This window comes from Amycolatopsis sp. NPDC004747, from assembly GCF_053601335.1.
Map to the genome: position 1 here is coordinate 303428 of NZ_JBSGBQ010000010.1, position 24576 is coordinate 328003.

General features: G+C 71.1%; 26 protein-coding genes. 9 read left to right on the forward strand and 17 right to left on the reverse strand.

Annotated features, from left to right (window positions below; all coding sequences use genetic code 11):
- Nucleotides 1-49 precede the first annotated feature (49 nt).
- Nucleotides 50-1111, forward strand: a complete 1062-nt coding sequence (locus ACWEGE_RS18880) for an NADH:flavin oxidoreductase/NADH oxidase (RefSeq protein ID WP_449661723.1) — start codon at nucleotides 50-52, stop codon at nucleotides 1109-1111.
- Here the strand turns inward: ACWEGE_RS18880 and ACWEGE_RS18885 are convergent.
- From ACWEGE_RS18885 to ACWEGE_RS18900, 4 genes are all read right to left on the reverse strand, one after another.
- Entirely contained in the window at nucleotides 1108-2496 is a 1389-nt protein-coding gene (locus tag ACWEGE_RS18885; RefSeq protein ID WP_449661724.1) for a glutamate decarboxylase, read from the reverse strand. The two genes, ACWEGE_RS18880 and ACWEGE_RS18885, sit on opposite strands and share 4 nt — an antisense overlap.
- Nucleotides 2497-2568: 72 nt before the next feature.
- Complete coding sequence (locus tag ACWEGE_RS18890; protein WP_449661725.1) at nucleotides 2569-3045, reverse strand: Dps family protein; 477 nt, start codon at nucleotides 3043-3045, stop codon at nucleotides 2569-2571.
- Between the two features lie 44 nt (nucleotides 3046-3089).
- On the reverse strand, nucleotides 3090-3512 hold the full coding sequence (locus ACWEGE_RS18895) for an organic hydroperoxide resistance protein (protein WP_449661726.1): 423 nt from the start codon (nucleotides 3510-3512) through the stop codon (nucleotides 3090-3092).
- Between the two features lie 135 nt (nucleotides 3513-3647).
- Nucleotides 3648-4196 (reverse strand): NADPH-dependent FMN reductase, encoded by a 549-nt coding sequence (locus ACWEGE_RS18900; protein ID WP_449661761.1) that lies wholly within the window; start codon nucleotides 4194-4196, stop codon nucleotides 3648-3650.
- Between the two features lie 151 nt (nucleotides 4197-4347).
- On the opposite strand from ACWEGE_RS18900, the gene ACWEGE_RS18905 reads away from it, so the two are divergent.
- Complete coding sequence (locus ACWEGE_RS18905; RefSeq protein WP_449661727.1) at nucleotides 4348-5400, forward strand: alpha/beta hydrolase; 1053 nt, start codon at nucleotides 4348-4350, stop codon at nucleotides 5398-5400.
- Nucleotides 5401-5514: 114 nt separating this feature from the next.
- Here the strand turns inward: ACWEGE_RS18905 and ACWEGE_RS18910 are convergent, their stop codons facing one another.
- From ACWEGE_RS18910 to ACWEGE_RS18920, 3 genes are all read right to left on the reverse strand, one after another.
- Nucleotides 5515-6045, reverse strand: coding sequence for a hypothetical protein (locus ACWEGE_RS18910; RefSeq protein WP_449661728.1), 531 nt, complete (start codon nucleotides 6043-6045; stop codon nucleotides 5515-5517).
- Between the two features lie 391 nt (nucleotides 6046-6436).
- Complete coding sequence (locus ACWEGE_RS18915) at nucleotides 6437-7036, reverse strand: acyl-CoA-like ligand-binding transcription factor (protein ID WP_449661729.1); 600 nt, start codon at nucleotides 7034-7036, stop codon at nucleotides 6437-6439.
- Nucleotides 7017-8534 carry a DHA2 family efflux MFS transporter permease subunit gene (locus tag ACWEGE_RS18920; RefSeq protein WP_449661730.1) on the reverse strand — a complete coding sequence of 506 codons (1518 nt, stop codon included), beginning with the start codon at nucleotides 8532-8534 and terminating at the stop codon, nucleotides 7017-7019. The genes ACWEGE_RS18915 and ACWEGE_RS18920 overlap by 20 nt, the downstream gene beginning before the upstream one ends.
- A 192-nt stretch (nucleotides 8535-8726) precedes the next feature.
- Between ACWEGE_RS18920 and ACWEGE_RS18925 the strand changes: the two genes are divergently transcribed.
- Nucleotides 8727-9869 (forward strand): MFS transporter, encoded by a 1143-nt coding sequence (locus ACWEGE_RS18925; RefSeq protein WP_449661762.1) that lies wholly within the window; start codon nucleotides 8727-8729, stop codon nucleotides 9867-9869.
- A gap of 35 nt (nucleotides 9870-9904) precedes the next feature.
- On the opposite strand, the gene ACWEGE_RS18930 is transcribed toward ACWEGE_RS18925, so the two are convergent.
- The 4 genes from ACWEGE_RS18930 to ACWEGE_RS18945 all read right to left on the reverse strand — a co-directional run bounded on the left by ACWEGE_RS18930 (nucleotide 9905) and on the right by ACWEGE_RS18945 (nucleotide 13888).
- A complete protein-coding gene (locus tag ACWEGE_RS18930) occupies nucleotides 9905-10285 on the reverse strand; it encodes a hypothetical protein (RefSeq protein WP_449661731.1) in 381 nt (126 codons plus the stop codon).
- A gap of 16 nt (nucleotides 10286-10301) precedes the next feature.
- On the reverse strand, nucleotides 10302-11492 hold the full coding sequence (locus tag ACWEGE_RS18935; protein WP_449661732.1) for an RtcB family protein: 1191 nt from the start codon (nucleotides 11490-11492) through the stop codon (nucleotides 10302-10304).
- A gap of 90 nt (nucleotides 11493-11582) precedes the next feature.
- Nucleotides 11583-12623 (reverse strand): aspartate-semialdehyde dehydrogenase, encoded by a 1041-nt coding sequence (locus tag ACWEGE_RS18940; RefSeq protein ID WP_449661733.1) that lies wholly within the window; start codon nucleotides 12621-12623, stop codon nucleotides 11583-11585.
- Entirely contained in the window at nucleotides 12623-13888 is a 1266-nt protein-coding gene (locus tag ACWEGE_RS18945; RefSeq protein ID WP_449661734.1) for an aspartate kinase, read from the reverse strand. The genes ACWEGE_RS18940 and ACWEGE_RS18945 overlap by 1 nt, the downstream gene beginning before the upstream one ends.
- Nucleotides 13889-14116: 228 nt before the next feature.
- Here ACWEGE_RS18945 and ACWEGE_RS18950 point away from each other — a divergent pair, with 228 nt between their 5' ends.
- Complete coding sequence (locus ACWEGE_RS18950; RefSeq protein ID WP_449661735.1) at nucleotides 14117-14707, forward strand: nitroreductase family protein; 591 nt, start codon at nucleotides 14117-14119, stop codon at nucleotides 14705-14707.
- Here the strand turns inward: ACWEGE_RS18950 and ACWEGE_RS18955 are convergent.
- Nucleotides 14704-15405: a helix-hairpin-helix domain-containing protein gene (locus tag ACWEGE_RS18955; RefSeq protein ID WP_449661736.1), complete on the reverse strand. Its 702-nt coding sequence runs from the start codon at nucleotides 15403-15405 to the stop codon at nucleotides 14704-14706. The two genes, ACWEGE_RS18950 and ACWEGE_RS18955, sit on opposite strands and share 4 nt — an antisense overlap.
- 83 nt (nucleotides 15406-15488) lie before the next feature.
- Complete coding sequence (locus ACWEGE_RS18960; RefSeq protein WP_449661737.1) at nucleotides 15489-15854, reverse strand: hypothetical protein; 366 nt, start codon at nucleotides 15852-15854, stop codon at nucleotides 15489-15491.
- Nucleotides 15855-16082: 228 nt separating this feature from the next.
- Here ACWEGE_RS18960 and leuA point away from each other — a divergent pair, with 228 nt between their 5' ends.
- Together leuA and ACWEGE_RS18970 are read left to right on the forward strand one after the other, a co-directional pair.
- Complete coding sequence (gene leuA, locus ACWEGE_RS18965) at nucleotides 16083-17843, forward strand: 2-isopropylmalate synthase (RefSeq protein ID WP_449661738.1); 1761 nt, start codon at nucleotides 16083-16085, stop codon at nucleotides 17841-17843.
- Nucleotides 17840-18817: a helix-turn-helix transcriptional regulator gene (locus tag ACWEGE_RS18970; protein WP_449661739.1), complete on the forward strand. Its 978-nt coding sequence runs from the start codon at nucleotides 17840-17842 to the stop codon at nucleotides 18815-18817. Before leuA ends, ACWEGE_RS18970 begins: the two co-directional genes overlap by 4 nt.
- On the opposite strand, the gene ACWEGE_RS18975 is transcribed toward ACWEGE_RS18970, so the two are convergent.
- Nucleotides 18808-19710 carry an SDR family oxidoreductase gene (locus tag ACWEGE_RS18975; protein WP_449661740.1) on the reverse strand — a complete coding sequence of 301 codons (903 nt, stop codon included), beginning with the start codon at nucleotides 19708-19710 and terminating at the stop codon, nucleotides 18808-18810. The two genes, ACWEGE_RS18970 and ACWEGE_RS18975, sit on opposite strands and share 10 nt — an antisense overlap.
- A gap of 131 nt (nucleotides 19711-19841) precedes the next feature.
- On the opposite strand from ACWEGE_RS18975, the gene ACWEGE_RS18980 reads away from it, so the two are divergent.
- Nucleotides 19842-20435, forward strand: a complete 594-nt coding sequence (locus ACWEGE_RS18980; protein ID WP_449661741.1) for a DedA family protein — start codon at nucleotides 19842-19844, stop codon at nucleotides 20433-20435.
- A gap of 5 nt (nucleotides 20436-20440) precedes the next feature.
- Here the strand turns inward: ACWEGE_RS18980 and ACWEGE_RS18985 are convergent, their stop codons facing one another.
- Complete coding sequence (locus ACWEGE_RS18985; protein WP_449661742.1) at nucleotides 20441-21055, reverse strand: peroxiredoxin-like family protein; 615 nt, start codon at nucleotides 21053-21055, stop codon at nucleotides 20441-20443.
- A gap of 59 nt (nucleotides 21056-21114) precedes the next feature.
- Here ACWEGE_RS18985 and ACWEGE_RS18990 point away from each other — a divergent pair, with 59 nt between their 5' ends.
- Nucleotides 21115-21717, forward strand: a complete 603-nt coding sequence (locus ACWEGE_RS18990) for a TetR/AcrR family transcriptional regulator (protein WP_449661743.1) — start codon at nucleotides 21115-21117, stop codon at nucleotides 21715-21717.
- On the opposite strand, the gene ACWEGE_RS18995 is transcribed toward ACWEGE_RS18990, so the two are convergent.
- Entirely contained in the window at nucleotides 21707-22612 is a 906-nt protein-coding gene (locus tag ACWEGE_RS18995; protein ID WP_449661744.1) for a LysR family transcriptional regulator, read from the reverse strand. The genes ACWEGE_RS18990 and ACWEGE_RS18995 overlap by 11 nt on opposite strands.
- An 86-nt stretch (nucleotides 22613-22698) precedes the next feature.
- On the opposite strand from ACWEGE_RS18995, the gene ACWEGE_RS19000 reads away from it, so the two are divergent.
- Nucleotides 22699-23589 carry an EamA family transporter gene (locus ACWEGE_RS19000; RefSeq protein ID WP_449661745.1) on the forward strand — a complete coding sequence of 297 codons (891 nt, stop codon included), beginning with the start codon at nucleotides 22699-22701 and terminating at the stop codon, nucleotides 23587-23589.
- Here ACWEGE_RS19000 and ACWEGE_RS19005 read toward each other — a convergent pair.
- Nucleotides 23586-24224 carry a DedA family protein gene (locus tag ACWEGE_RS19005; RefSeq protein ID WP_449661746.1) on the reverse strand — a complete coding sequence of 213 codons (639 nt, stop codon included), beginning with the start codon at nucleotides 24222-24224 and terminating at the stop codon, nucleotides 23586-23588. The genes ACWEGE_RS19000 and ACWEGE_RS19005 overlap by 4 nt on opposite strands.
- Nucleotides 24225-24576 lie beyond the last annotated feature (352 nt).

Here is a 24576-nt window from a genome sequence, read left to right on the forward strand (position 1 = left end):
CGGCCTTGGCGACGGGAAGAGACCACAGGCACGTGTCGTTGCTCCTCCCGTGAGCCGACTCTTCAGCCCGATCACCGTCCGGGGACTGACCCTGCCCAACCGCGCCTGGGTCTCGCCGATGTGCCAGTACTCCGCCACCGACGGCCTGCCCGGCGACTGGCACCTCGTCCACCTCGGCCAGTTCGCCGCCGGTGGCGCGGGGCTGGTGCTCACGGAGGCCACCGCGGTGACCCCCGAAGGCCGGATCAGCCCGCAGGACACCGGCATCTGGACCGGCGAGCAGGCCGAGGCGTGGCGGCGGATCGTCGCCTTCGTCCACGGCCAGGACACCGCCATCGGCATGCAGCTCGCCCACGCCGGCCGCAAGGGCTCGACCCGGCGGCCGTGGGAGGGCCAGGGCAGTGTTCCGCCCGAAGACGGCGGCTGGCCGAGCGTCGGAGCGGACGCACAGCCCTTCGGCCCCTACGCTCCCGCGCGGCCGCTCACCACCGACGAGGTCGCCGCGCTGCCCGAGGCCTTCGCGAAGGCGGCCCGGCGGGCCGTCGACGCCGGCTTCGACGTCCTCGAGCTGCACTTCGCGCACGGCTACCTGGTGCACCAGTTCCTTTCGCCGCTGTCGAACACCCGCACCGACCGCTACGGCGGCGACTTCGACGGCCGCACCCGGCTCGCGCTGGAGATCGCCGACGCGGTGCGCGCCACCACGGACGTCCCCCTCTTCGCCCGGCTGAGCGCCACCGACTGGACCGACGGCGGCTGGACGGTCGAGGACTCCGTCCGGCTGGCGAAGCTGCTGGGCGAGCGCGGGATCGACCTCATCGACACCTCGAGCGGCGGCAACACCCCGCACCCGGACATCCCCGTCGGCCCGGGCTACCAGGTGCCGTTCGCCGAGCGCATCCGCGCCGAATCCGGCCTGCCGACCGGCGCGGTCGGCATGATCACCGACCCGCACCAGGCGGAGGCCGTCATCGCCGGCGAGCAGGCCGACGCGGTGTTCCTCGCCCGGGCGATGCTGCGCGACCCGCACTGGCCACTGCGCGCGGCGAACGCGCTCGGCGCGGACGTCCGGTGGCCCGACCAGTACGCCCGCGCCAAGTCCTGGCACTAGTGGTGGAACGCGGTCGCCTTCGCCGGGTCCTTCGGGCGGCCGCCCTGCGCTGCCAGCTCCGGCAGTACCCGCGCCAGGTCCGCCAGCAGCAGGTCCGCCAGGTCGTGCGTGAAGCCGTTGCGGACCACGATGCGCAGGACCGCCAGGTCCGTCCGGTTCTCCGGGAACGTGTACGCCGGCACCAGCCAGCCGCGCTCGCGCAGCCTTCGTGAGACGTCGAAGACGTCGAAGCCCGCGTCCGGGCGGGTCGTGAACGCGAACACCGGCAGCTGGTCGCCCCGCGTCAGCAAGGAGAACGGCCCGAGGGCGGCGATGCCGTCCGACAGGTGCACGGCGACGTCCCGCGAAGCCTGCTGCACCGCCCGGAACCCTTCGCGGCCGAGCCGGACGAACGTGTAGTACTGGGCCGCGACCTCGGCGCCCGGGCGGGAGAAGTTGAGCGCGAACGTCGGCATGTCGCCACCGAGGTAGTTCACGTTGAACACCAGCTCGGACGGCAGCGCCGCCTTGTCGCGCCAGAGCACCCAGCCGACGCCCGGGTACACCAGCCCGTACTTGTGGCCCGAGGTGTTGATCGACGCCACCCGCGGCAGGCGGAAGTCCCACTCCAGGTCCGGGTCGAGGAAGGGGGCGATCATCGCGCCCGACGCGCCGTCGACGTGCACCGGGATGTCCCACCCGGAACGGGACTGCAGGGTGTCCAGGGCCGCCGCGATCTCCGCGACCGGCTCGTAGCTGCCGTCGAACGTCGAGCCGAGGATCGCCACCACGCCGATCGTGTTCTCGTCGCAGCGGGCCACCGCCTCGTCGGCCGTGAGGTGGTAGCGGTCGCCGTCCATCGGGACCAGCCGTGGCTCGACTTCCCAGTACTCGCAGAACTTCTCCCAGCACACCTGGACGTTCGCGCCCATCACCAGGTTCGGCTTGCCGGTGCGCCCGAGCTTGGCCCAGCGCCGCTTCAGCGCCATCCCGGCGAGCATGCAGGCCTCCGACGACCCGGTCGTCGAGCAGCCCATGACGTCCGCGGGATCCGGCGCGTGCCAGAGGTCGGCGAGGATGTTCACGCAGCGCCGCTCCAGCTCGGCCGTCTGCGGGTACTCGTCCTTGTCGATCATGTTCTTGTCGACGCACTCGGCCATCAGCTCGCGCGCCTGCGGTTCCATCCACGTCGTGACGAACGTGGCGAGGTTGAGCCGGGCGTTGCCGTCCAGCATCAGCTCGTCGCGCACGAGCTGCAGCGCGGTGTCCGGCGGCAGCGGGTCGTCGCGCAGCTTGTCGTGCGGCATGACGAAGGCCGCCGCCAGTGCCGGGTTCGTCCCGGCGTAGAACGGATTCGTCCCGCCTGCGCGGTCCGGGCTCTCGGCGTTCCCCTGATGCAAGACCATGCCACCGAACGTACTGGCCCCGCGCACGCGAAAGGGGCCGTCCCGTCCGGAACGGCCCCTTTGGTGGGAAAATCAGGCCTGCTGCGCCTGCCACATCCAGTGCGCCTCTTCCAGCGCCCGGGTGATCTCGATCAGCAGGTCCTGCGTGACGAGGTCGCTCTTGTCGGTCTCGTCGATGCGGGCTCGCAGCCGCTCGATCAGCGTCGCGAGGATGTCGACGATCGCGGCGACCGTGGACTCCACGGACTGCCAGTTGTCCGGGTAGTCCGGCGCGCCCGAGCTCTCGACGACGGTCTTGGCCTTGCCGTTCGGCGAGACGCCGATGGCGTTGGCGCGCTCGGCCACCTCGTCGACGTACTGCCGCGCGGTGTTCACGAGCTCGTCCAGCTGCAGGTGCGCGCTGCGGAAGTTCGCGCCGACGACGTTCCAGTGCGCCTGCTTGGCGATGAGGGAGAGGTCGACCAGGTCGACCAGCGTCGCCTGCAGTGCGTTGCCGGTGATCTCCTTGTCGGCTTCGGAAAGCGGGCTCTTGATCGGAGACTTGCTCATCTGGCGGATCCTTTCCTGCTCCTGGTTCGGACCGGGGTGCCGGGTCAGACGGTGGCGGAGAGCGCGACCTCGATGTTGCCGCGGGTCGCGTTGGAGTACGGGCAGACCTGGTGGGCCTGCTCGACCAGCTTGTCGGCCTGCCCTTGCTCGAGACCGGGCAGCGAGACGTTCAGCGCGACGCCGAGGCCGAACCCGACCTCCTGCTTGAGCACGCTGACCTCGGCGGTCACGGTCGAGCCGGTGAGCGTCACCTTCGCCTGGCGGGCGACGAGCTGCAGGGCGCTGTGGAAACAGGCCGAGTAACCGGCGGCGAACAGCTGCTCGGGGTTGGTCTTGTCGCCACCCGGGCCGCCCATCTCCTTCGGGATGGCCAGCGACTCGTCGATGACGCCGTCGGAGGACGTCACTTCGCCGTTGCGGCCGTCGCCGCGCGCCGTTGCCACCGCGGTGTAGATCGCCTGACCCATGCTCAGCCTGCCTTCTGTCTCGGACGCTCCTCAGCGAGCGTCTCACTGGGCACAACATCCCGCACCCGCGGAACGGTGCCCCCACATGGCAGGCATCACGTCAGTTTTGTTACCCGGCGGCCACCAGGCCAAACGTCATGCGGTGCGCGTCACCGCGAATTCGGCGACCTGCCGCCCGATCAGGCGAAGGGTGCGGACGCTCTTCTCGTCGGACGCGCCGCCGGCTTCGTCGAACTTGGTCTCGGCCGAGTTGATCGAACCGCCCAGCGGGGTGGCCCAGCCGCGCAGGGCGTGCGTGATCGTGCGGAGCTGCTCGAGCGTGGTCACCGCGGCCTGCCAGCCGTACGCGACGGCGGCGAGGCCGACCGCGCGGCCGTCCAGGTAGGGGCGGCGGTCTTCGCGCAGGTCCTCGACGTAGTCCAGGGCGTTCTTGACCAGGCCGGACAGCGCGCCGTGGTAGCCGGGCGAGACGACGATGAGCCCGTCGGCCTCCCGGATGGCCTCCACCAGCCGGGTGGCGCGCTCGTCGCGTTCCGGGACGCCGGCGTCGTAGAACGGCAGCACGAGCTCCGGGCCGGGGATCAGCCTGGTCCGGGCGCCCACCTCCGCCGCGCCTTCGAGCGCGATCTGCAGCGCACGTTCGGACTGGGAGCCCTCGCGCAGAGAGCCGCCGATCCCGAGCACGTTGATCGTCCTGGCTGAAGTCACGTTTTCAGGCTAACCCCTCTACTTAACTGGAGGACCAGACTCTGGGACCGAGGTGCTGGTCACAACTGGACCAGGTACCTACTGGCAAGTAACCTCCAGGGCACGCTCCCACGCTGATGGAGGAACCATGGCGATCCCGCTCCCGGTCCGTGCCCAAGCGGCGGCGTCGCAGCTCGCGTTCTGGCTGCCCACCCCGGTGCGGCGGGCGGTCGCGGGCCGGACCGTCCGGATCGACGGCCAGGACCTCGCGCTCGACGCCCAGCTTCTCCTGCGGCTCCAGAGGATCGCTCGAGCCGAGCTGGTGCAGGGCTCGGTGGAGCAGTCGCGGGCCCTGCTCGACGCGGGCAGGCGCCTGGTCAGCGGCAAGCCGATCGAGCCGGTTTCGGTGCGGGAGATCGCGGTGCCGACGCCCGATGGCGACCTGCCGTCGACGTTGTACACGCCGGTCGGGCTGCCCGAGCGGTCACCGCTGCTGGTGTTCTTCCACGGCGGCGGCTGGGTGATCGGGACGCGCGCGAGCCACGACAACGCCGTCCGCTTCCTGGCCAAGCACGCCGGGGTGCGGGTGCTGTCGATCGAGTACCGGCTGGCCCCGGAGTTCCCGTTCCCGGCGGCGACGGAGGACGCACTGGCGGCGTTCGAGTACGCCGTGGCGAAGGCGGCCGACCTGGGCGCGGACCCGGACCGGATCGCGGTGGGCGGCGACAGCGCGGGCGGCAACCTCGCCGCGGTGACGGCCCAGCAGGCGGTGCGCCGCGGCGGTCCGGCGCCGGCGTTCCAGCTGCTGATCTACCCGGCGACCGACTTCGCGCGGCGCTACCGCTCGCAGGACCTGTTCGCCGAGAACCTGTTCTTGACGGACGCGCACATGAAGTGGTTCGAGGGGCACTACGTGCCTCCGGGCACGGACTTGACGGACCCGCGGTTGTCGCCGCTGCACGCGGAGGACTTGAGCGGGCTGCCGCCGGCCCTGGTGGTGACGGCGGGGTTCGACCCGTTGCGCGACGAGGGCGAGGCGTACGCGCAGAAGCTGCGCGAGGCGGGGGTCGAGGTGGCGTTGCGGCGGCACGAGGACCTGATCCACGGGTTCATCAACTTCACCGGGGTGGGAACGCGGTTCCGGGAGGCACTGGCGGAGATGGCCGGCGCCCTGCGGCAAGGACTGTCCAAAGTGAACTGAGACTGGCCGGGGGCCGCGGCGCGGACCCCGGCCGGGCCGCGCGTAACAGACCCGGAGCCCGGCGCGGAGGAATGTCCGCGGCCGGGCTCCGGGCCCCCCTGTTTCCTGCGGTGGCTACGAACCCGGGACCGGCAACGGCGGCACCGGCAGCGGCGGTACCGGCAGACCCCCGAGCAACCCGCCCAGGATCCCGGTGACGGCGGCCAGCAGGGCCTTGACCAGGTCGCTGACGATCTTCAGCGGCCCCGGCAGGTCCGGCAGCGACGGGATCGGCAGCGGCAACGGCGGCAGCTGGCGCGCCTTCGCCGTCGGGTCGGCCAGGAGCCGGGTGGACTCGTCGGCGCGGCCCTTGGCCAAGCCGGCCAGCTGACCGGTCTCGGTCTGGATCGTGTAGCGCTTGCCGGCGGCGATGTCCGCGAGCACCGGGCTCAACTGGCCCAGGTCCGCCCGCGTGGCACCGACGTTGCCCGCGTAGGCCACCTTGGTGAGGTCGTCACGCATTTGGAGCACCTGCGCGGCGAGGGCCTGGGTGCTGGAGGAACCCTTGCCCCCTTCCGGGCTCGCCGACGCGATCCCCGCCGTCGCCACCGCCAGCAGACTGCCGGCGGCTACCAGGGCGATGGATCGCCCGAACTTGGCTTTCATTCCTTACCTCCTGGCCTCGCGAGACCTGACGGGTTAAATCGATACCCCCCGTGTCGGAGATAAGCCACCCGATCACCGGTTCGGGAGGTTTAACACCCTTACGTGCCGGATTTGAATGAAGTGAACTGGCCCGCATTGGATTAACCGCGAAACCTTGCCCATCCCTCTGAAGATCACCCGGACCGATTCCGAGCATCACCGCTGGTAGCATCCGTCCACTATGGAACAGTTGGGTAACCCACACGAGTGTAAACGGTGATCGTTTGGCTTCATCACTCCGTCGGACCGCGTGTCTCGACTGCTCCAGATGGGGGCGTCCCCCACGCTCACCCCGCCACCCACACGGTTTCCCCCCGAGGTGGCGGCGGAAATGCGAAATCAATTCCGTGATTCAGAGCGGCAGCCCGGCGTCCAGGTGGGCGACGGCCCGGTCGACGATCACCAACGTGTCCGCCTCCGGGTCCGCCGCGGCGCCCAGGAACGCGGCCAGCACCACGCCGACCACCGCACCCGCCCAGTTGCGGACCTCGAAGTCGTCCGCGGCGCGGCCGGTGCGGCGGGCCGCCAGCCCGGCCAGCACGTCGATGCCCTCGGCGAACTTGTCCATCACCGCGCTGCGCAGCTCCGGCTCCCGGAACACCAGCGCCTGCCGCTGGCGTTCCCGCTCCCACTCCCCGGCCGGCAGCTGCTCGCGGATGAAATCCATGGTCGCCCGCAGGGCACCGATCGGGCTCAGCTCGGGCGGCTGCGCGACCGCGGCCTCGATGAGCAGCGGGTCGAACGGGTCGTAGAGCACCGTCGCCTCCTTCGTCGGGAAGTACCGGAAGAAGGTGCTGGGCGAGATCTCCGCCGCGGCCGCGATCTGGTCGACCGTCGTGGCGCTGTAGCCCTGCTCGTGGAACAGCCGCAACGCGTGCCGCTGGATCGCGGCCCGCGTCCTGGCCTTCTTCCGCTCGCGCAGTCCGGTGGGCTCAGATGGCGACGACGTCATGCTCCGATTCTGGCCGCTCCGCTCCGGCCGCCGCCCGGCCGGGCAGGAACACCAGCGCGAGCAGCGCCCCGGCCACGCCGAGCCCGGCGCACACCCACAGCGTCGCGGTCATCCCGCCGGTGAACGCGGCCCGCGCGGACGCGGCCAGCCCGGGCCGGTGGAGCTGCCCGGCGACGGCGACCGCCGCGGAGGCACTGCCGCGCACCGCGTCGGCGACCGGCGCGGGCAGGCCGTCGACGTCGACGCCGTCGCGGTAGCCGCCGTTGAGCACCGTGCCCAGCACCGCGACCCCGATCGTGCCGCCGACCTGCCGCAGCACCTGGATCAGCGCCGAACCGGCCCCCGAACGGCCTTCGGTGAGCGCGCCCATCGCCATCGTCATCAGCGGCGGCAGCGTCGAGCCGGTGCCCAGGCCGATGACGAGCTCCCAGCCGACGGTGGCGCCGTAACCACCCGACGGCGACGTCGTCGAACCCCAGGCCAGCCCGCCCGCGAGCAGCACGAACCCGCCCGCGACGACCGCGCGCACGCCCACGACGGCGACCAGCCGCTCGGCGAGCTTCGCCGCCACCAGCATCCCGCCGATCAGCGGCAGCAGCCGCACGCCGGTCTGCAGCGCGTCCGCGCCCTGCACCGCCTGGAACAGCTGCGGCAGCACGAACAACAGGCCCATCAGCGCGAAGGACGCCACCGTGGCGAGCACCGCACCCCAGACGAACCGCGGCTCGCGGAACAACGCGAGGTCGGTGAGGGGCGCGGCCACCCGCGTCTGGGCCCAGCAGAACAGCGCCAGCAGCGCGGCACCCAGTGCGATCAGGCCGTACGTCACCGGATCGGTCCAGCCGTGCTCGCCGGCGTGGACGAAACCGTAGGTGAGCGAGACCAGCCCGGCCGTCGACAGCGCGATGCCCGGGTAGTCGATCCGCCCGCCGCCGTTGCCCGGGGTCAGCGGCACGAGGAACAGCACCGCGACGACGCCGACCGCGGTCAGCGGGACGTTGATGAGGAACACCGAGCCCCACGCGAAGTGGTCGAGCAGCCAGCCGCCGAGCAGCGGCCCGAGCGGGATGCCGACGAACATGGCCATCACCCACGTCGTCAGCGCCTTCGCCCGCTCCTGCGGCGGGAACAGGATGTTCAGCAGCGAGAGCGAGAGCGGGATGAGGAACGCGGCGCCGACGCCGAGCCCGACCCGGGCCGCGATCAGCTCGCCCGGAGACCCGGCGTAGGCGCACCACAGTGACGCCAGCCCGAACACCGCGAGCGCGCCGAGCAGCAGTTTCTTCGGGCCGAATCGGTCGCCGAGCAGGCCCGCGGGCAGCAGCAGCGCGGCGAGCGCCAGCGTGTAGGCGTTGCCGAACCACTGCAGCTGGGTGGTCGTGGCGCCGAGGTCGACGGCCAGCGTCGGGACGGCGACGTTGAGCACGGTCAGGTCGAGGCCGATGGTCAGCAGGCTCACGGCGAGCGCGGCGAGCGCCCACCACCTGCGTGGATGCACTTGAGTCATAGTGACCCCCACTTGGTAGCAACTACCAAGTGAGAGTAACTCTCATAATTGTCCGGCACCAGAGGAGCGTGGGCGGAAATATGTTGCACGCGCGTACCAACTTGGGTTCTCATCGGGGACGTGCCGCTGCAGCCCTACCGCCGGGTGCTTTCCGTGCCCCGCGTCCCCTCGACGATGGCCCTGATGTTCCTGGCGCGCCTCCCGATGACCATGAACGGCGTGCTGATGACGCTGTACATCGTCACCGGCCTCGGCCGCGGCTACGGCGCCGCCGGGCTGGTCGGCGGCGGCGTCACGCTCGGGATGGCGCTCGGCGCGCCGCTGCTCGGCCGCTGCTTCGACCGGTACGGGCTGCGCCCGGTCGTCGCGGTCTGCGGGATCGGCACGACGGTGTTCTGGGTCGCCGCCCCGCACCTGCCGTTCGAGGCGCTCGCCGTGGTCGCGGTCCCGGCCGGGATGCTTTCGGTGCCGGCGGGCTCGCTGGCCCGGCAGGTCCTGGCCACGCTCGTGCCGCTCGAGGAGCGCCGGGCGGCCTACTCGCTCGACACCATCTCGATCGAAGCGACGTTCATGATCGGCCCGGCGGCCGGCATCGCGGCCATCACCGCGTTCGCCCCGACGTGGACGCTGACCGCGCTCGGCGTGCTGTTCGGCGGCACGGCGTTCCTGATCTGGCTGGTCGACCCGCCGATCCGCGAGGGCGCGGGCACGGCGGAAGAGCTCGGCCCCCGGCCGCCGCTGCGGAGCTGGCTCACCGGCAGGCTGCTGGGGACGCTGCTGATCGCGGGCGGCGCGTTGTTCGTGCTCGTCGGCACCGAGCTGGCCACGCTGGCGGCCCTGCGCGCGAACGGCGAGCTCGGCGTGACCGGGCTGGTCATCGCGGTGATGTGCGCGGCGTCGATCCTCGGCGGCATCGTGCACGGCGCGGCGAAGCGGTCGCTGCCGCAGGGCGTGCTGATGCTGCTGCTCGCGCTGCTGGTGGTGCCGGTCGGCCTGGCGGACCACCCGTGGTGGCTGCTGATGCTGGTGCTGGTCCCGACCAACCTGCTCTGCGCGCCGACGCTCGCGGCCACGACCGAGACGGTCAGCAGGCTCGCCCCGGCGCAGGTCCGCGGCGAGGCGATGGGCCTGCAGGACGCGTTCACCCGGATGGGCCTGGCCGTGGGTGGCCCGGTGGTCGGCTTCGCGATCGACCACTCGAGCCCGGAGTGGGGGTTCGCCGCGGCCGGGCTCGGCGGCCTGGTGCTCGCCTCGGCCGGCCTGCTGCGCCGCCGCGCTCCGGCCCCCGCCCCGGAGCGACCGGCCATGGCCGAAAGCTGCAGCTAGCGCGCCCCAAGGGGCGCTTGGGAGCGGAGGGTGCGTCAGCTGCAGGCGGCGCGGAGCGCGTCGAGCTTCTTGACGTTGCGCTGCACCCACTGGGCGACGACGCCGGCGTCCTCGATGCGTTCCTTCTGCACCTGGACGTACGAGTCGGCCATGCCGAGCAGCGCGTTCTTGACGTCCTGGTCCTGGACGTTCCCCGCCAGCTCGCGCAGCCGCCGCTCCTTGTCCTCGGCGCGCGCCTTGAACTTGGCCGGGTCGACCAGCGGGTTCAGGTCGGCGAGCCCGAGTGCCTCGGCGCACACACCGACCTTGTCGACCGTCCGGCTCCCCTGGTCGACCGCGTTGCCGACCTCGGCGCACCCGCTCAGCAGCAAGCCCGCCGCGGCCAGCAACGCGGCCGTGATTCCACCCCTCGTCATGGCGCCAAAGGTACCGTCAGCCCTTGACGCAGACCACCTGCTTGAGGTGCGCCACGACCTCGACCAGGTCCGTCTGCGCGCGAATCACCGTTTCGATGTCCTTGTACGCCGCCGGGATCTCGTCGACCACGCCGGAGTCCTTGCGGCATTCGACGCCGGCCGTCTGCACCGCGAGGTCCTCGGCGGTGAACAGCTTCTTCGCCTTGTTCCGCGACATCCGGCGGCCCGCGCCGTGCGACGCCGACCGGAACGAGGACTCGTTGCCGAGCCCGCGGACGATGTACGAACCGGTCCCCATGCTGCCCGGGATGATCCCGAGGTCACCCGAGCCGGCGCGGATCGCGCCCTTCCGGGTGACGAGCAGCTCGACGCCGTCGTAGGTCTCCTCGGCGACGTAGTTGTGGTGGCACGAGATCGCGTCGTCGAAGCTCACCTGCGGGAGCTCGTCGCGCACGGCCTGCTTCACCAGCGCGACCATCGTGGCGCGGTTGCGCGCCGCGTAGTCCTGCGCCCAGAACAGGTCGCGCCGGTAGGCCTGCATCTCCGGCGTGCCGGCGACGAACACCGCGAGGTCCGGATCGGGCAGGTCGGCGTTGTGCGGGAGCTTGCGCGCGACGGCCATGTGCCGCTCGGCCAGCTCCTTGCCGATGTTGCGCGAACCCGAGTGCAGCATCAGCCAGACCCGGCCCTCGTCGGGACCGCCCTGCTCGAGGCAGACCTCGATGAAGTGGTTCCCGCCGCCGAGGCTCCCGATCTGCCGCGCGGCCCGGTCGTGCAGGTCCTGGACGCCGGTGTGCAGTTCGCCGAACTGCTTCCAGAACGCGTCCCAGCCGCCGACGCCGTGCACCTTCGCCGGGTTCACCGGCGTCTTGTGCAGCCCGAAGCCGACCGGGACGGCGCTTTCGATGCGCCGGCGCAGCTTCCCGAGGTCTTCGGGCAGGTCGGCGGCGGTGAGCGACGTCCGCACGGCGCTCATCCCGCACCCGATGTCGACCCCGACGGCGGCCGGCGAGACGGCGTCGCGCATGGCGATGACGCTGCCGACGGTCGCGCCCTTGCCGTAGTGGACGTCGGGCATCACGGCGACGCCGTGCACCCACGGCAGGTTCGCGACGTTGTGCAGCTGCCGCATGGCCTGGTCTTCGACCGACGCGGGATCCGCCCACATCCGGATCGGGACGCGGGCCCCCTCGACAGCGGTGTACATGGTTTCCTCCCCTGATAAGCGTTTCGCGGTGCCCAGGATCCCCCGGGCACCGCGAACCGGCCAAGCGAGTTTTCAGTTGTCCACTGTGGTCTACAGCTGCTGCGCCACCAGCTCGGCGATCTGCACGGCGTTGAGCGCCGCGCCCTTGCGCAGGTTGTCGTTGGAGATGAACAGCGCCAGCCCGCGGCCGCCCTCGACACCCTGGTCCACCCGGATGCGGCCGACGTAGCTCGGGTCGTTGCCCGCTGCCTGGAGCGGGGTCGGGACCTCCGACAGCTCGACCCCGGCGGCGTGCGTGAGCAGCTCCGTCGCGCGCGCCACCGACAGCGGCCGCTCGAACTCCGCGTTCACCGAGATCGAGTGCCCCGAGAACACCGGCACGCGCACGCAGGTGCACGAGACGCCGAGGCCAGGGATGCTCAGGATCTTGCGGCTCTCGTTGCGGAACTTCTTCTCCTCGTCCGTCTCCAGCTCGCCGTCGTCCACAATGGACCCGGCCATCGGGAGGACGTTGAAGGCGATCGGGCGGACGTACTTCTCCGGCTTCGGGAACTCGATCGCCGCACCGTCGTGGGTCAGCAGCGCCGCGTGCTCGGCGGCCGCCTTCACCTGGCCCGCCAGCTCGTCGACGCCGGCCAGCCCGCTGCCGGACACCGCCTGGTACGTCGACGCCACCAGCCGGACCAGCCCGGCCTCGTCGTGCAGCGGCTTCAGCACCGGCATCGCGGCCATCGTGGTGCAGTTGGGGTTTGCGATGATCCCCTTCCGCGCCTCCTTGACGGCTTCCGGGTTGACCTCGCTGACGACCAGCGGCACGTCCGGGTCCATCCGGAACGCCGAGGAGTTGTCGATCACCGTGACACCCGCCGCGGCGAACCGGGGGGCCTGCGCCTTCGACGTCGAGCCGCCCGCGGAGAACAGCGCGATGTCCAAACCGGACGGGTCCGCCGTGGACGCGTCTTCGATGGTGATTTCGGTGTCGCGCCAGGGCAGCTTCGACCCCGCCGAGCGCGCCGAAGCGAAGTACCGGAGCTCGGCGACCGGGAACTCCCGCTCCGCCAGCAGCTTGCGCATCACCGCGCCGACCTGGCCGGTCGCGCCGACCACCCCGACCCGCAGCCCTCCGGCCATCAGCGACCACTCCCCGCGTAGACGACGGCTTCTTCGTCGCCGCCGAGTTCGAACGCCTCGTGGATCGCGCGCACGGCGTCGTCGAGCTGCGCGTCCCGGATCAGCACCGAGATGCGGATCTCCGAGGTGTTGATGATTTCGATGTTGACGCCGGCCTCCGCCAGCGCTTCGCAGAACGTCGCCGTGACACCCGGGTGCGAGCGCATCCCGGCGCCGACCAGCGACACCTTGCCGACGTGGTCGTCGTAGAGGACCGACTCGAAGCCGATCTCCTCCTTGACCTTCTCCAGTTCCTTGACGGCCTTGGCGCCGTTGGCCTTCGACAGCGTGAAGGTGATGTCCGTGCGGCCGGAGACGGTGCTGGACACGTTCTGCAGCACCATGTCGATGTCGATCTCGGCGTCGGCGATCACGCGGAAGATCCGGGCCGCGGCACCGGTGGTGTCCGGCACCCCGGTCACCGTGATCTTGGCTTCGGAGCGGTCGTGCGCCACACCGGTGATCAGGGCTTGTTCCACGGGGATCTCCTCGATAGAACCGGTCACCGTCGTGCCCGGCTTGTCACTGTAGGAAGAACGGACTCGGATCGGGACGCCGTAGCGGCGCGCGTACTCGACCGACCGCAGGTGCAGGATCTTCGACCCGCTCGCGGCGAGCTCGAGCATCTCTTCGTAGGTGACGGTGTCGAGCTTCTTCGCGTCCGGCACCACCCGCGGGTCGGCCGTGTACACACCGTCCACATCGGAATAGATCTCGCAGACGTCGGCGTTCAGCGCGGCGGCCAGCGCGACGGCGGTGGTGTCCGAGCCGCCGCGGCCCAGCGTGGTGATGTCCTTCGTGTCCTGCGCCACGCCCTGGAAGCCCGCCACCAGCGCGATGTAGCCCTGGTCGAGGGCCTCGGTGACGCGGCTCGGGGTGACGTCGATGATGCGCGCGTTGCCGTGCACCGACGTCGTGACGACGCCGGCCTGGGAACCGGTGAACGACCACGCCTCGGCGCCCTGGGCCGCGATCGCCATCGCGACCAGCGAGTTCGAGATGCGCTCACCGGCGGTGAGCAGCATGTCCATTTCCCGCTCCGGCGGCGCCGGGTTGACCTGCTGCGCCAGGTCGAGCAGCTCGTCGGTGGTGTCACCCATCGCCGAGCAGACGACGACGACGTCGTTGCCCGCCTTCTTCGTCGCGACGATCCGCTCCGCCACGCGCTTGATCCGGTCGGCACTTTCCAGCGACGATCCGCCGTACTTCTGGACCACGAGGGCCACGCCCGAACCTCCTCGCGGGCCGGGCGGCTCCCTGGTGGGCACCGAGGAGCCCCCGCGTCCCATGATTTGAACTGGAGCCTACCGGGGCCAGGGCGGCCCGCCACCCTCTTGACGTGGGGCTCACTCGTCCCGCGGGTGTCGTGGATGTAAATCTTCCGCAACACCAACGAAATGCGCGGAGCCCTTCCTCCGGAGTGATGCACAGCACTCAGAGGTAACGTCTTGGCCGTGCGAAAACCAGCAGTGACGAGCGTCCCGATCGCAACCCTGATGGCGGAACGGTGGAGCCCGCGGGCTTACGACGAGTCAGCCGTCGTCACCCACGAGCAGGTACGCGCGCTGCTGGAGGCGGCCCGCTGGGCACCGTCGTTCGGCAACACCCAGCCGGCCCGCTACCTGGTGGGCGTCCGCGGGACGCCGGCGTTCGACGCGATCCTGAGGTCGTTGAACTCGGGCAACCAGGCCTGGGCGCACCGGGCGAGCCTGCTGCTGATCGGCGTCATGGTGACGACGAACGAGAAGGGTGCGGTGCCCTACGCCGAGTACGGGCTGGGGCTGGCGTCGGAGAACCTCGTGCTGCAGGCGGTCGAGCTGGGGTTGATCGCCCACCAGATGGCGGGGTTTTCGCCGGACGCGGTTCGTTCGTCCTTCGGCCTGCCGGCCGACGCCGTCCCGAAGGTGGCGATCGCCGTCGGGAAGCCGGGCGCGCCGGAGGTCTTGGCGGAGGACTGGCGGATCGAGCGGGAGAAGGCGGAGCGGGTGCGGCTGCCGCTCGAGGAGTTCGCCTTCACCGACCAGTGGGGCAAGCCCGCGCTCTAAGCCGGCAGGACGACAGCGCGGTCGCGCACGCGGTCGAGGGCAGCGAAGGGCACCACGGTGGCGACGTCGTCGACGGCGGCGAACCCGCCGACGGTCGTCCTGATGTCGGCGATCGCTTCGGCAGTGGCGGCGTCGAGCCCGCAGACCGACGCGATGACGGCCGCCGGCGCGTTGTTGAGGTCGACGAGACCGCCGTCGTCGTAGTCGCGTTCCAGGTCGGGACGGCCGATCCGCAGGTCACGGGCGATGAGCGGGTCGCTCGCGACGAGCTTGCGCGCCTCGGCCCGACGCTCCCGCGCCGCGAGCGCGGTGGCGAGCGCCGGGTCTTCTCCGGGCCGCTCGGCCGGAGCCAGGCCGAGGAGTTCCCGGCGCAGCTTCACCTGCTGGACGCAGGCGACCACCACCACGACGAGGCCGGCGATCGCGGCGATCGAGGTGAGCAGGTTCCCCGTGGTGCCGACCGTCTTGCCCGTGTCGTCCTTCGGCGCCAGCGACAGCAGGGTGAACATGACCGCGGCAACGGCACCGAAGATCGCCGCACGCGCGTAGAGCGGCTTCCGCCCGAGGCGGACGGCGGCGTGCACGAAGGGAACCCACGCGAACAGCCCGACGGTGGCGATCGTGACGACGAAGTACCAACGGCTCCCGAGACGGGCGAGCACACTCGGCTGAGCCGCGGCGGGCTGGGAAACGGACATGATCAGCACTCCTTCCGGCGTGCTGAAGTCGATCGGCGGCGACAGTGCGTTACGAGCCCGTGCCGATCGTGATCACCGCGAAATCAGGAAGCGCCACCCACGCGGCGGATGACCTTGGCCAGGATCCCGGACACGACCATCCAGAAGATCGCCGCGATGCCGTAGTTCACCAGCACCCGCAGCTTCTCGTCACTCGGCGTGAACAGGTCGCTGAAACCGAGTGCCAGGCTGTCCGCCCAGGACTTCACGAACGACACGATGCCGTTGTCCGGGTTGGCCGAGCCGACCGTGAAGATCACGTGGATCACCAGGAACGCGGCGAAGACCAGCCCGACCCAGCGGACGATCGACGCCAGCACCGAGGCGACCTTGCCCCCGGTCCGGCGCCAGTCGACGGCGGCGCGGCGGGAGACGCGCGTCTCCTCCGACGACTCTGCGTGCTCACCCATGCCCGCAGTTTCGCACGCCACCCAGCCGATTGCTACCCACAAGTAACCATCCGGGTAACAGTTGCGGCACGGCCCGGCTTCCCTCACGCAGCGTTCCGTGGTTATGGTGGGGCCGTGGCGCGTGCTCTCCTGCTTCGCTGCCGCGACGGGGCCTGACCGGACCGGCTCCCCGTCGCGGGGCTTCGTGGTGCCGGTCGCACCCGTCGAGCTGGAGACACCCCAAATCCCATGAGCAAGATCCGCAAACCTTCTCGTCCCGCGCCCGCCGGCCAGCCCGCTTGGAACACCCAGCGCGGCACGTCCATGCCGGTGCACCGCTACCGCCCCTGGTACGACCTGGTCGAGAACATCGACCTGCCCGACCGCACCTGGCCCGAGAAGCGCATCGAGCGCGCGCCGCTGTGGTGCGCCGTCGACCTGCGTGACGGCAACCAGGCGCTGATCGACCCGATGTCGCCGGCGCGCAAGCGCAAGTTCTTCGACCTGCTGGTCCGCATGGGCTACAAGGAGATCGAGGTCGGCTTCCCGGCGGCGTCGCAGACGGACTTCGACTTCGTCCGCGAGATCATCGAAGACCACGCCATCCCGGACGACGTCAGCATCCAGGTGCTGACCCAGTGCCGTCCCGAGCTGATCGAGCGGACCTTCCAGTCGCTCGAAGGCGCGCCGCGCGCGATCGTCCACATCTACAACTCGACCTCGATCCTGCAGCGCCGCGTCGTCTTCCGCGAGGAGCGCGAAGGCATCAAGAAGATCGCGACGCAGGCCGCGGAAATGGTCGTCGAGCTGGCCGCGAAGCAGCCGGACACCGACTTCCGCTTCCAGTACTCGCCGGAGTCCTACACCGGCACCGAGCTGTCCTACGCGCTCGAGGTCTGCAACGCCGTCACCGGGATCTGGCAGCCGACGCCGGAGAAGCCGGTGATCCTGAACCTGCCGGCGACCGTCGAGATGGCGACGCCGAACGTCTACGCCGACTCGATCGAGTGGATGAGCCGGAACCTGGCCCGCCGCGACTCGGTGATCCTGTCGCTGCACCCGCACAACGACCGCGGCACCGGCATCGCCGCCGCCGAGCTGGGCTACCAGGCCGGCGCGGACCGGATCGAAGGCTGCCTGTTCGGCAACGGCGAGCGCACCGGCAACGTCGACCTGGTCGCGCTGGGCATGAACCTCTACAGCCAGGGCATCGACCCGCAGATCGACTTCTCCGACATGGACGAGATCAAGCGGACGGTCGAGTACTGCAACCAGCTGCCGGTCGGCGAGCGCTCGCCGTGGGGCGGCGACCTGGTCTTCACCGCGTTCTCGGGCAGCCACCAGGACGCGATCAACAAGGGCCTCGACGCGCTGAAGGACGCCGCCGACAAGGCGGGCGTACCGGTCGACGAGTACCCGTGGGAGGTCCCGTACCTGCCGATCGACCCCAAGGACGTCGGCCGCACGTACGAGGCCGTGATCCGGGTGAACTCGCAGTCCGGCAAGGGCGGCGTCGCCTACATCATGAAGGCCGAGCACCAGCTCGACCTGCCGCGGCGGCTGCAGATCGAGTTCTCGAAGGTCATCCAGCGCTACACCGACGCCGAGGGCGGCGAGGTCGACCCGACGACGATGTACAACGCCTTCTCGGCCGAGTACCTGGAGCTGAAGACGCCGCTGGAGCTGGTCCGCCAGCACGTCCGCGACAACGGCGACGGCGAGTACGACATCACCGCGACCGTGCGCGTGGAGGGCGACGAGCACGAGATCACCGGTCGCGGCAACGGCCCGATCGCGGCGTTCTTCGACGCGCTGACGACGGTCGGGTACGACCTGCGCCTGCTGGACTACAGCGAACACACGCTCTCCCCGGGCGACGACGCGCGCGCCGCGTCGTACATCGAGTGCGCGATCTCGGACCGCGTGTTCTGGGGCATCGGCATCGACCCGTCGATCGTCACGGCGTCGCTGCGGGCGGTCGTCTCGGCGGTGAACCGCGCCAACCGGTGAAGGCGGAGCGGCTGGTCGCGCTGCTGTTCACGCTGCAACGGCGGCGCAGCGCGACCGCCGCCGAGCTCGCCGCCGAACTGGGCGTCTCCGAGCGGACGATGCACCGCGACCTCGCGGCGCTGCGCGAGGCGGGCGTTCCCCTGTGGACGGAGCAGGGCCGCCACGGCGGCTTCCGGCTGGTCGACGGCTGGCGCTCCGGGCTCGACGGCCTCACCGCGCGTGAGGCCGTCGCCCTGTTCGCGCTGGGGGTCCCCTCCGCGCTGGCGGGCCTCGGCCTGGACACGGCGAGCAGCGCGGCGCGGGCGAAGGTCTCCGCCGGGATGCCCGCCGAGCTGCGGGAACAAGCGGCGTTGGTCGCCGGCCGCTTCCACCTGGACGCGCCGGGCTGGTTCGGCTCCGCGGACGAGCCGCCGGCGCTGGCGACGGTCGTCGAGGCGGTGTGGTCCCGGCAGCGGCTGTCGGTTTCCTACCGGCGCCGGGACAAGGTGGCGACGCGGGAGCTGGAGCCGCTGGGGCTCGTGCTGAAGGCGGGCGTCTGGTACCTGGTGGCGCGGGTGGTGCCGGACGACGCGTTGCGGACGTACCGCGTGTCGCGGATCTTGACCGCGGCCGCGCAGGACACCACGTTCGACCGGCCGCCGGACTTCGACCTGCCCGCGTGGTGGCGGGCGTCGTCGGCCACGTTCGAGCAGGTCGCGCGGCCGGTGCGGGCGCGCGCCCGGCTGGCCCCGGCGGCGGTGCGGGAGCTGCGGCGGGTGTTCGGCGGGGAACACCTGGCGGACACGGTGGTCTCGCTGGGCCCGCCGGAAGCGGACGGCTGGGCCGAGGCCGAGCTCGCCCTGGAGGACGGTGACATCGGCCTCGGTCAGCTGGTCGCGTTGAGCCCCGGGGTCGAGGTGCTGGATCCACCGGAGCTGCGGGCGGCGCTGGCCGCGATCGGCGCGGAACTGGCCGCCCGCAACGGTCAGCGGTAGCCGGTGGTGTCCGCCGGCTTGCCCGCGTCGGCCACCTCCGTCATGTACCGCCAGGCGTCCGGCCGGCTGCCGTCGACGTCGTCCACCTCGTACTCCTTCGCCAGCTGGCCGCTGCTCACCGTCTGGCCGCTCCACCGCTCCCGCGCCGGATCCGCCGCCAGGGCGGCCACCGTGCGCCCGCAGAACGTCGGCGTCTCCGAGATCTCGAAGTGCGGGACGCGCTCGCAGGCGTCACGCCAGTTCTCCTCGGTCACGCCGTAGCTCTCCAGCATCGCCTCCGACCGCAGGTAGCCCGGGGTGAAGGCGACCGCGGTCGCGCCGTGCGCGGCCAGCTCCGCCGCCTCGCCGATCGCCAGCAGGTGCGCCGACGCCTTCGCCAGGTAGAAGGGCAGCGAAGTGCCTTCGCGGTACTTCGCGTTGTACTCGGCCGTCCCGTCGGTCAGCTCGACGACCAGGCCGCCCGGCCGCTTGATCAGCAGCGGGAGCAGGAAGTGGCTGGTGATCAGGTGCGCGTCGATGCCGAGGCGGATCATCCGCAGGCCCGCCTCGAGATCGTGCTCCCACACCGGCTTGCCCCAGCCCAGGTGCTGGTCGCCGCCCCAGAGGCCGTCGACGAGGATGTCGAGGTGGTCGATGCGCTTGGCCAGTGCCTCGACCTCGGCCGGCACCAGGTGGTCGACGCGGACCGCCTCCGCCCGGCCGCCTGCCTTCTCGATCAGCTCCGCCGTCTCTTCGACCGTCTCGGGACGGTCCACTTCGGACCGTCCGGCGCGGGTCGTGCGCCCGGTGACGTACACGAACGCGCCCGCACGGCCCAGTTCGACCGCGATCGCCCGGCTCGCGCCGCGCGTGCCACCCGCCACCAGTGCGGTTTTTCCGGAAAGTGTGCTCATGACGACCACGTTCGCGCCGAACCATGACAACTCCTGGCATGGTTTCGCGGAGCCTGTGGACGAGCTGTCGGGTTGCTGTGAGTCCCCGGTGATCGGGAGTGCTCCGCCGCGGGTGAGCGGTTAATGGAGGTGTGGACGGATCGACGGCGGGACTGCTGGTGCTGTTCGTCGTCGCGCTCGTGCCGCTGCTGCCCACCGAGGTGACCATCCTCGGCATGGGCATCGGAGCGGCGCAGGGCGGGACGTCGCTGGCGCTGGTGATCGCCGTGGCGAGTGCCGGGTGCCTGGCGTCCGACCAGGCGCTCTACGCCCTCGGCCGGTTCGGTGGCCGGGCGGCGCTGGACCGGCTGAGCCGGCGGCGGAAGTTCGCCGCCGGCCTCGGCTGGCTCGACGGGCGGCTGCAGCGCCACCCCCGGCCGGTGCTGGTGGCAGCCCGCTGGCTGCCGTCGGGCGGGACGATCGGCGCCCTCCTCGCGGGATCGCTCCGGTGGCCGATGGCGGAGTTCTTCACCGCTTCGGCCGTCGGCGTCACACTCTGGACGTCGTACGTGGCCTTCCTCGGCTACGCCGGCGGCCGGATCGTCACCGAACCCGGGATCAGCCTGCTGCTCTCCCTGGCCGTGGCCCTGATCCTGGGTTCGGTGATCACCTACCGGGTGCGGCACAGCGCTGTGACAACCGGGGCTTCGCCCCGGGCCGGGGGCTCCGCCACCCGGACCCCCTGAAGCGGTCAAATCGACTTAACGGCTTCCAGGATGTCACCCGGCTCGGTGCGGGTGACGAAGTCCGGGTGGACGTCGACGAACCGGAGCACGCGGTCCCGATCGACCACGAGCACCGCCGGGTGGACCAGCTCCCACGTGCCGTTGACCTGCTCGAGGTCGGTGCCGAGAGTCACCATCGCCTCCCGCACCGGGGCGGAAACCGGGTAGCTCAGCCCGAGCCGCCGCGCGACCGTACTGCCGGCGTCCGAGAGCACGGGGAACGCCAGGTCCGGCACCGGGCCGTCCGGGCGCTGCGGGCTGATCGCGGCCAGCCTCGCCCCGAAGCGCGCCAGCTCGGGCAGCAGTTCCTGCTGGTAGGTGCGCAAGGTCAGATTGCAGTACGGGCACCACTGGCCGCGGTAGAAGACGAGCACCGCAGGTCCGTCGGCGACGAGCTCGCCCAGGCCGACCGGCGTTCCGTCGGCCCCCGGCAGCGTGAAGTCCTCGACCTTGTCGCCTTCCGCGGCGAACGCCGTCCCGGCGGCGCGGCGCCGGTCCGCTTCGAGGATTTCGGCGATTTCCGGCGGCAGCGCGCTCCGGAGCTGGTCGTTGAGCCCGGCCAAGGCGTTGTCGAGCGTCATGGATCCCCCTAGCTCATTGTACTGATCGGTACAGTGAGCCGAACTGTACTATTCAGTACATGGAGGCGCAAGCAGCTTCGACCCCACGCGGCAAGCGGACCCGCGAGGCGATCGTCGACGCCGCGGCCGCGCTGATGTACGTCGACGGCGTCGCGGGCACGAGCGTCGACAAGGTGCTCGCCGCGAGCGGGGCCGGGAAATCGCAGATGTACCACTACTTCAAGAACAAGGAACAGCTGGTCGAGGCCGTGATCGACCGGTACGTCGAGCAGGTCCTCGGCAACCAGCCGGCGATCTTCACGCTCGCTTCCTGGGCCGATCTCGAGACCTGGACCGAGCAGCTGCTGGACGTCCACCGCCGCGCGGGCAAGCCGGTCGCCTGCCCGCTGGGCAACCTCGCCGGCGAGGTGGGCGACAACCCGAAGCTCGCGCCCCTGGTCGACCGGGCGTACCGGACGTGGGAGTCCCACCTGGAGCGTGGGCTGAAAGCCTTGCAGGACAAGGGCGAGCTCGACCCCGGCGCCGACCCGGCGCGGCTCGCGCAGGCGGCGATGACGTCCGTCCACGGTGGACTGCTGCTGGCGCACATCCGGCACGACCTCACGGCACTGGAGGACGCGCTGGGCATCGCACTGGCCCACCTGCGCGGTTTCAAGCGGTGAGCTGGGCGATCTCCGCGCGCAGTTCGTCGATCACCTTGGCCACGGCCGGTCGCTGCAGCGCGCCGGTGCGGCACACCGCCTCCACCAGCCGGGCCGCGCGGATACCGGCCAGCGGCCTGCTCACCAGGCCGCTGCCCCGGCGGGTGTCGATCGTGTAGCGCGGCACCAGCGCGATGCCGTGGCCGGCCGCGACCAGCCGTTCGGTGATCCGGAAGTCGTTGATCCGCTGGACGACGACCGGCCGCACGCCGGTGCGGACGGTCAGCGAGCGCAGCACGTCGTCCACCGGGAAGCCGTGGTCGACGCCGATCCAGCGTTCGTCCGCCAGCTCGGACAGCTCGACGCGGCGACGGCTCGCCAGCCGGTGCCCGGCCGGCAGCGCGACGTCGAGCGGTTCGCGCAGCAGCGGCACCACCTCGAGGCGGCCGGAGTCGAACTCCGGCGCGTGCTCGTCGCGGTGCGCCACGACGATGTCGTAGTCCGCGACCAGGCCGGGCACCTCCGGCGGCGTCATGTCGACGTCCCGGACGTCGACCTCCAGGCCGTCGTACCCGGCGACGCGCGAGAGCAGCCCCGGCAGCAGCATCAGCCCGGCCGACTGGAAGATCGCGATCCGCACCCGCCCGCGCGGCGCGCTGCGGTAGGTGTCCAATTCGGACTCGGCCCGCTCGAGCGCGGCGAGCACCTCGTCGGCGCGGGCGACCAGCGCCCGGCCCGCGTCGGTCAGCCGCAGGCCCCGGCCCGCCGGTTCGGTGAGCGGCAGGCCGACCTCGCTCTGCAGGGCACGCAGCTGCTGCGAGACGGCGGACGGCGTGCAGTGCAGCGCCCGCGCGGCCGCCGTCACGCTCCCGCGGTCGGCGAACTCCCGCAGCGTGCGCAGCCGGCCCAGATCCACGCCGTCACTGTACTTGAAGCAGAGCTACAAGGTCGGTGCAGATATTCTCGCTGGTCCTTCACGGTCGGCGTTGTCACAGTGGAGGTATGCCCGCTCGTGACCGTTTGCTCGCCGTGCTCGTCGCCGTCCTCTGGGGACTCAACTTCCTGGCCATCCACGCCACGCTCGGCCAGTTCCCGCCGGTGTTCGCGGGTGCGCTGCGGTTCGCCGTGATCGCCGTCCCGACGATCCTGTTCGTGCCGTGGCCGAAGGTGAAGGTGCGGCACCTGCTCGGCTACGGCCTCGGCTTCGGCACCGGGCAGTTCGCGTTCCTGTTCATCGCGATGGACACCGGGATGCCGACCGGGCTGGCGTCGCTGGTGCTGCAGGCGTCGGCGCCGTTCACCGTGCTGCTCGGCGCGGTGTTCCTGCGCGAGCGCGTCACCCCGCACCAGCTGGCGGGCATCGCGCTGGCGGTGGCCGGGATGGCGGCGATCGCGTGGCAGCGGTCCGGGAACGCGGCGCTGCTGCCGATGGTCCTGACCCTGCTGGCCGCGCTGAGCTGGGCGTTCGGCAACCTGAGCACGCGCAAGGCCGAGCCGGACAACCCGCTGCACTTCACGCTGTGGATGTCGGTGGTGCCGCCACTGCCGATGTTCGCGCTTTCGCTGGTCATGGAGGGCCCGGCGGCGCAGTGGCGCTCGCTGACGACGCTCGGGACGCCGACCGGGCTGACCGCACTGGGCGGGCTGGCGTACGTGGTGCTGATCGGCACGGTCGTCGGATCGGGCCTGTGGACGACGCTGATGCGCCGCAACCCGGCCGGCGTGGTGTCGCCGTTCTCGCTGCTGGTGCCGGTGGTCGGGCTGACGGCGTCGTTCGTGTTCCTGGGCGAGCGGCCGACCTGGCTGGAGGTCGGCGCCGCGGTCGTCGTGATCGCCGGGGTGCTGCTCGGCTCCCTCCGGCCGGCACCCAAGCGGGAGCTCGCCGCGGTTTAGGCGGCGGTCTCTTCCTGCTTTTCCTCTTCCGGGTGGTGGCGGCCGAGCCGCTTCTTCATGACGACGAAGACCACGGCCCCGATCACGACGGCGGCCACCAGGCCGTACTTGGAGAAGTTGCCGAGCCACTTCTCGGCGACCTCGCCGACGTAGTAGATGAGGGCGGTCGTGCCGCCCGCCCAGGCGATGCCGCCGAGCGCGTTGGCGATCAGGAACTTCGGGTAGTGCATGCGCAGCGACCCGGCGAGCGGGCCGGCGAGGATGCGCAGGAACGCGATGAACCGGCCGAAGAAAACGGCCCACATGCCCCGTTTGTTGAAGATCCGCTCGGCGTTGGCGATGTGCGTCGGCCCGAAGTGCTTCGGGAATTTCCGGCCGGCCCAGGCGAACAGCCGTTGCCCCCCGGTTTTCCCGATCAGATAGCCGATGCTGTCGCCGACGATGGCGCCGGCACTGGCCACAACGCCGACCCACAACGGGCTGAGGCTGGGGTGGGTGACGGTGAGCAGGGCGGCGCTGACCAGCACAACCTCGCCGGGCAGGGGAATACCGAGGCTCTCGATCATGATCACCGCGCCGACGATCAGGTACACCGAGATCGGCGGGATCGCCTCCAGCCACTGGTCGATGTGCACGGCCTGTACCCCCTACGTCGGATTTGGTGTTTCGCTTTTCGCAGGGTACCGGGGGCCGTGTTGGCGGGGCGGCATCCTCAGGTATTGCGTTGGGTACGACTTTGGTCGGGGTTGGTTTAGTGGCGACCACCCACCTGCCGCCGGCTGGAGCTCCGGCGACCACCCGCCTGCCGTCGGCCGGAGCTCGAGCAACCACCCTCCCACCACCGGCCGAAGCTCCAGCAACCACCCGCCTGCCCTCGGCCAGACAACCCAACCGAGCACACCCCCCTGCCGACCCGATACGCAGCCGCATCAGCGGCCGTCACGCCGGGTCAAGGCACGCTTTCCCGCCTTGACGCGGCGTGACGGC

Coding starts and splice junctions, on each gene's coding strand:
- ACWEGE_RS18930 (WP_449661731.1), bottom strand. CDS start 10,285: ATGACGAGGGGTGGAATCACGGCCGCGTTGCTGGCCGCGGCGGGCTTG.
- ACWEGE_RS18990 (WP_449661743.1), top strand. CDS start 21,115: ATGGAGGCGCAAGCAGCTTCGACCCCACGCGGCAAGCGGACCCGCGAG.
- ACWEGE_RS18960 (WP_449661737.1), bottom strand. CDS start 15,854: ATGGGTGAGCACGCAGAGTCGTCGGAGGAGACGCGCGTCTCCCGCCGC.
- ACWEGE_RS18915 (WP_449661729.1), bottom strand. CDS start 7,036: ATGACGTCGTCGCCATCTGAGCCCACCGGACTGCGCGAGCGGAAGAAG.
- ACWEGE_RS18935 (WP_449661732.1), bottom strand. CDS start 11,492: ATGTACACCGCTGTCGAGGGGGCCCGCGTCCCGATCCGGATGTGGGCG.
- ACWEGE_RS18940 (WP_449661733.1), bottom strand. CDS start 12,623: ATGGCCGGAGGGCTGCGGGTCGGGGTGGTCGGCGCGACCGGCCAGGTC.
- ACWEGE_RS19000 (WP_449661745.1), top strand. CDS start 22,699: ATGCCCGCTCGTGACCGTTTGCTCGCCGTGCTCGTCGCCGTCCTCTGG.
- ACWEGE_RS18905 (WP_449661727.1), top strand. CDS start 4,348: ATGGCGATCCCGCTCCCGGTCCGTGCCCAAGCGGCGGCGTCGCAGCTC.
- ACWEGE_RS18890 (WP_449661725.1), bottom strand. CDS start 3,045: ATGAGCAAGTCTCCGATCAAGAGCCCGCTTTCCGAAGCCGACAAGGAG.
- ACWEGE_RS18885 (WP_449661724.1), bottom strand. CDS start 2,496: ATGGTCTTGCATCAGGGGAACGCCGAGAGCCCGGACCGCGCAGGCGGG.
- ACWEGE_RS18895 (WP_449661726.1), bottom strand. CDS start 3,512: ATGGGTCAGGCGATCTACACCGCGGTGGCAACGGCGCGCGGCGACGGC.
- ACWEGE_RS18955 (WP_449661736.1), bottom strand. CDS start 15,405: ATGTCCGTTTCCCAGCCCGCCGCGGCTCAGCCGAGTGTGCTCGCCCGT.
- leuA (WP_449661738.1), top strand. CDS start 16,083: ATGAGCAAGATCCGCAAACCTTCTCGTCCCGCGCCCGCCGGCCAGCCC.
- ACWEGE_RS18975 (WP_449661740.1), bottom strand. CDS start 19,710: ATGAGCACACTTTCCGGAAAAACCGCACTGGTGGCGGGTGGCACGCGC.
- ACWEGE_RS18910 (WP_449661728.1), bottom strand. CDS start 6,045: ATGAAAGCCAAGTTCGGGCGATCCATCGCCCTGGTAGCCGCCGGCAGT.
- ACWEGE_RS18985 (WP_449661742.1), bottom strand. CDS start 21,055: ATGACGCTCGACAACGCCTTGGCCGGGCTCAACGACCAGCTCCGGAGC.
- ACWEGE_RS18925 (WP_449661762.1), top strand. CDS start 8,727: ATGTTCCTGGCGCGCCTCCCGATGACCATGAACGGCGTGCTGATGACG.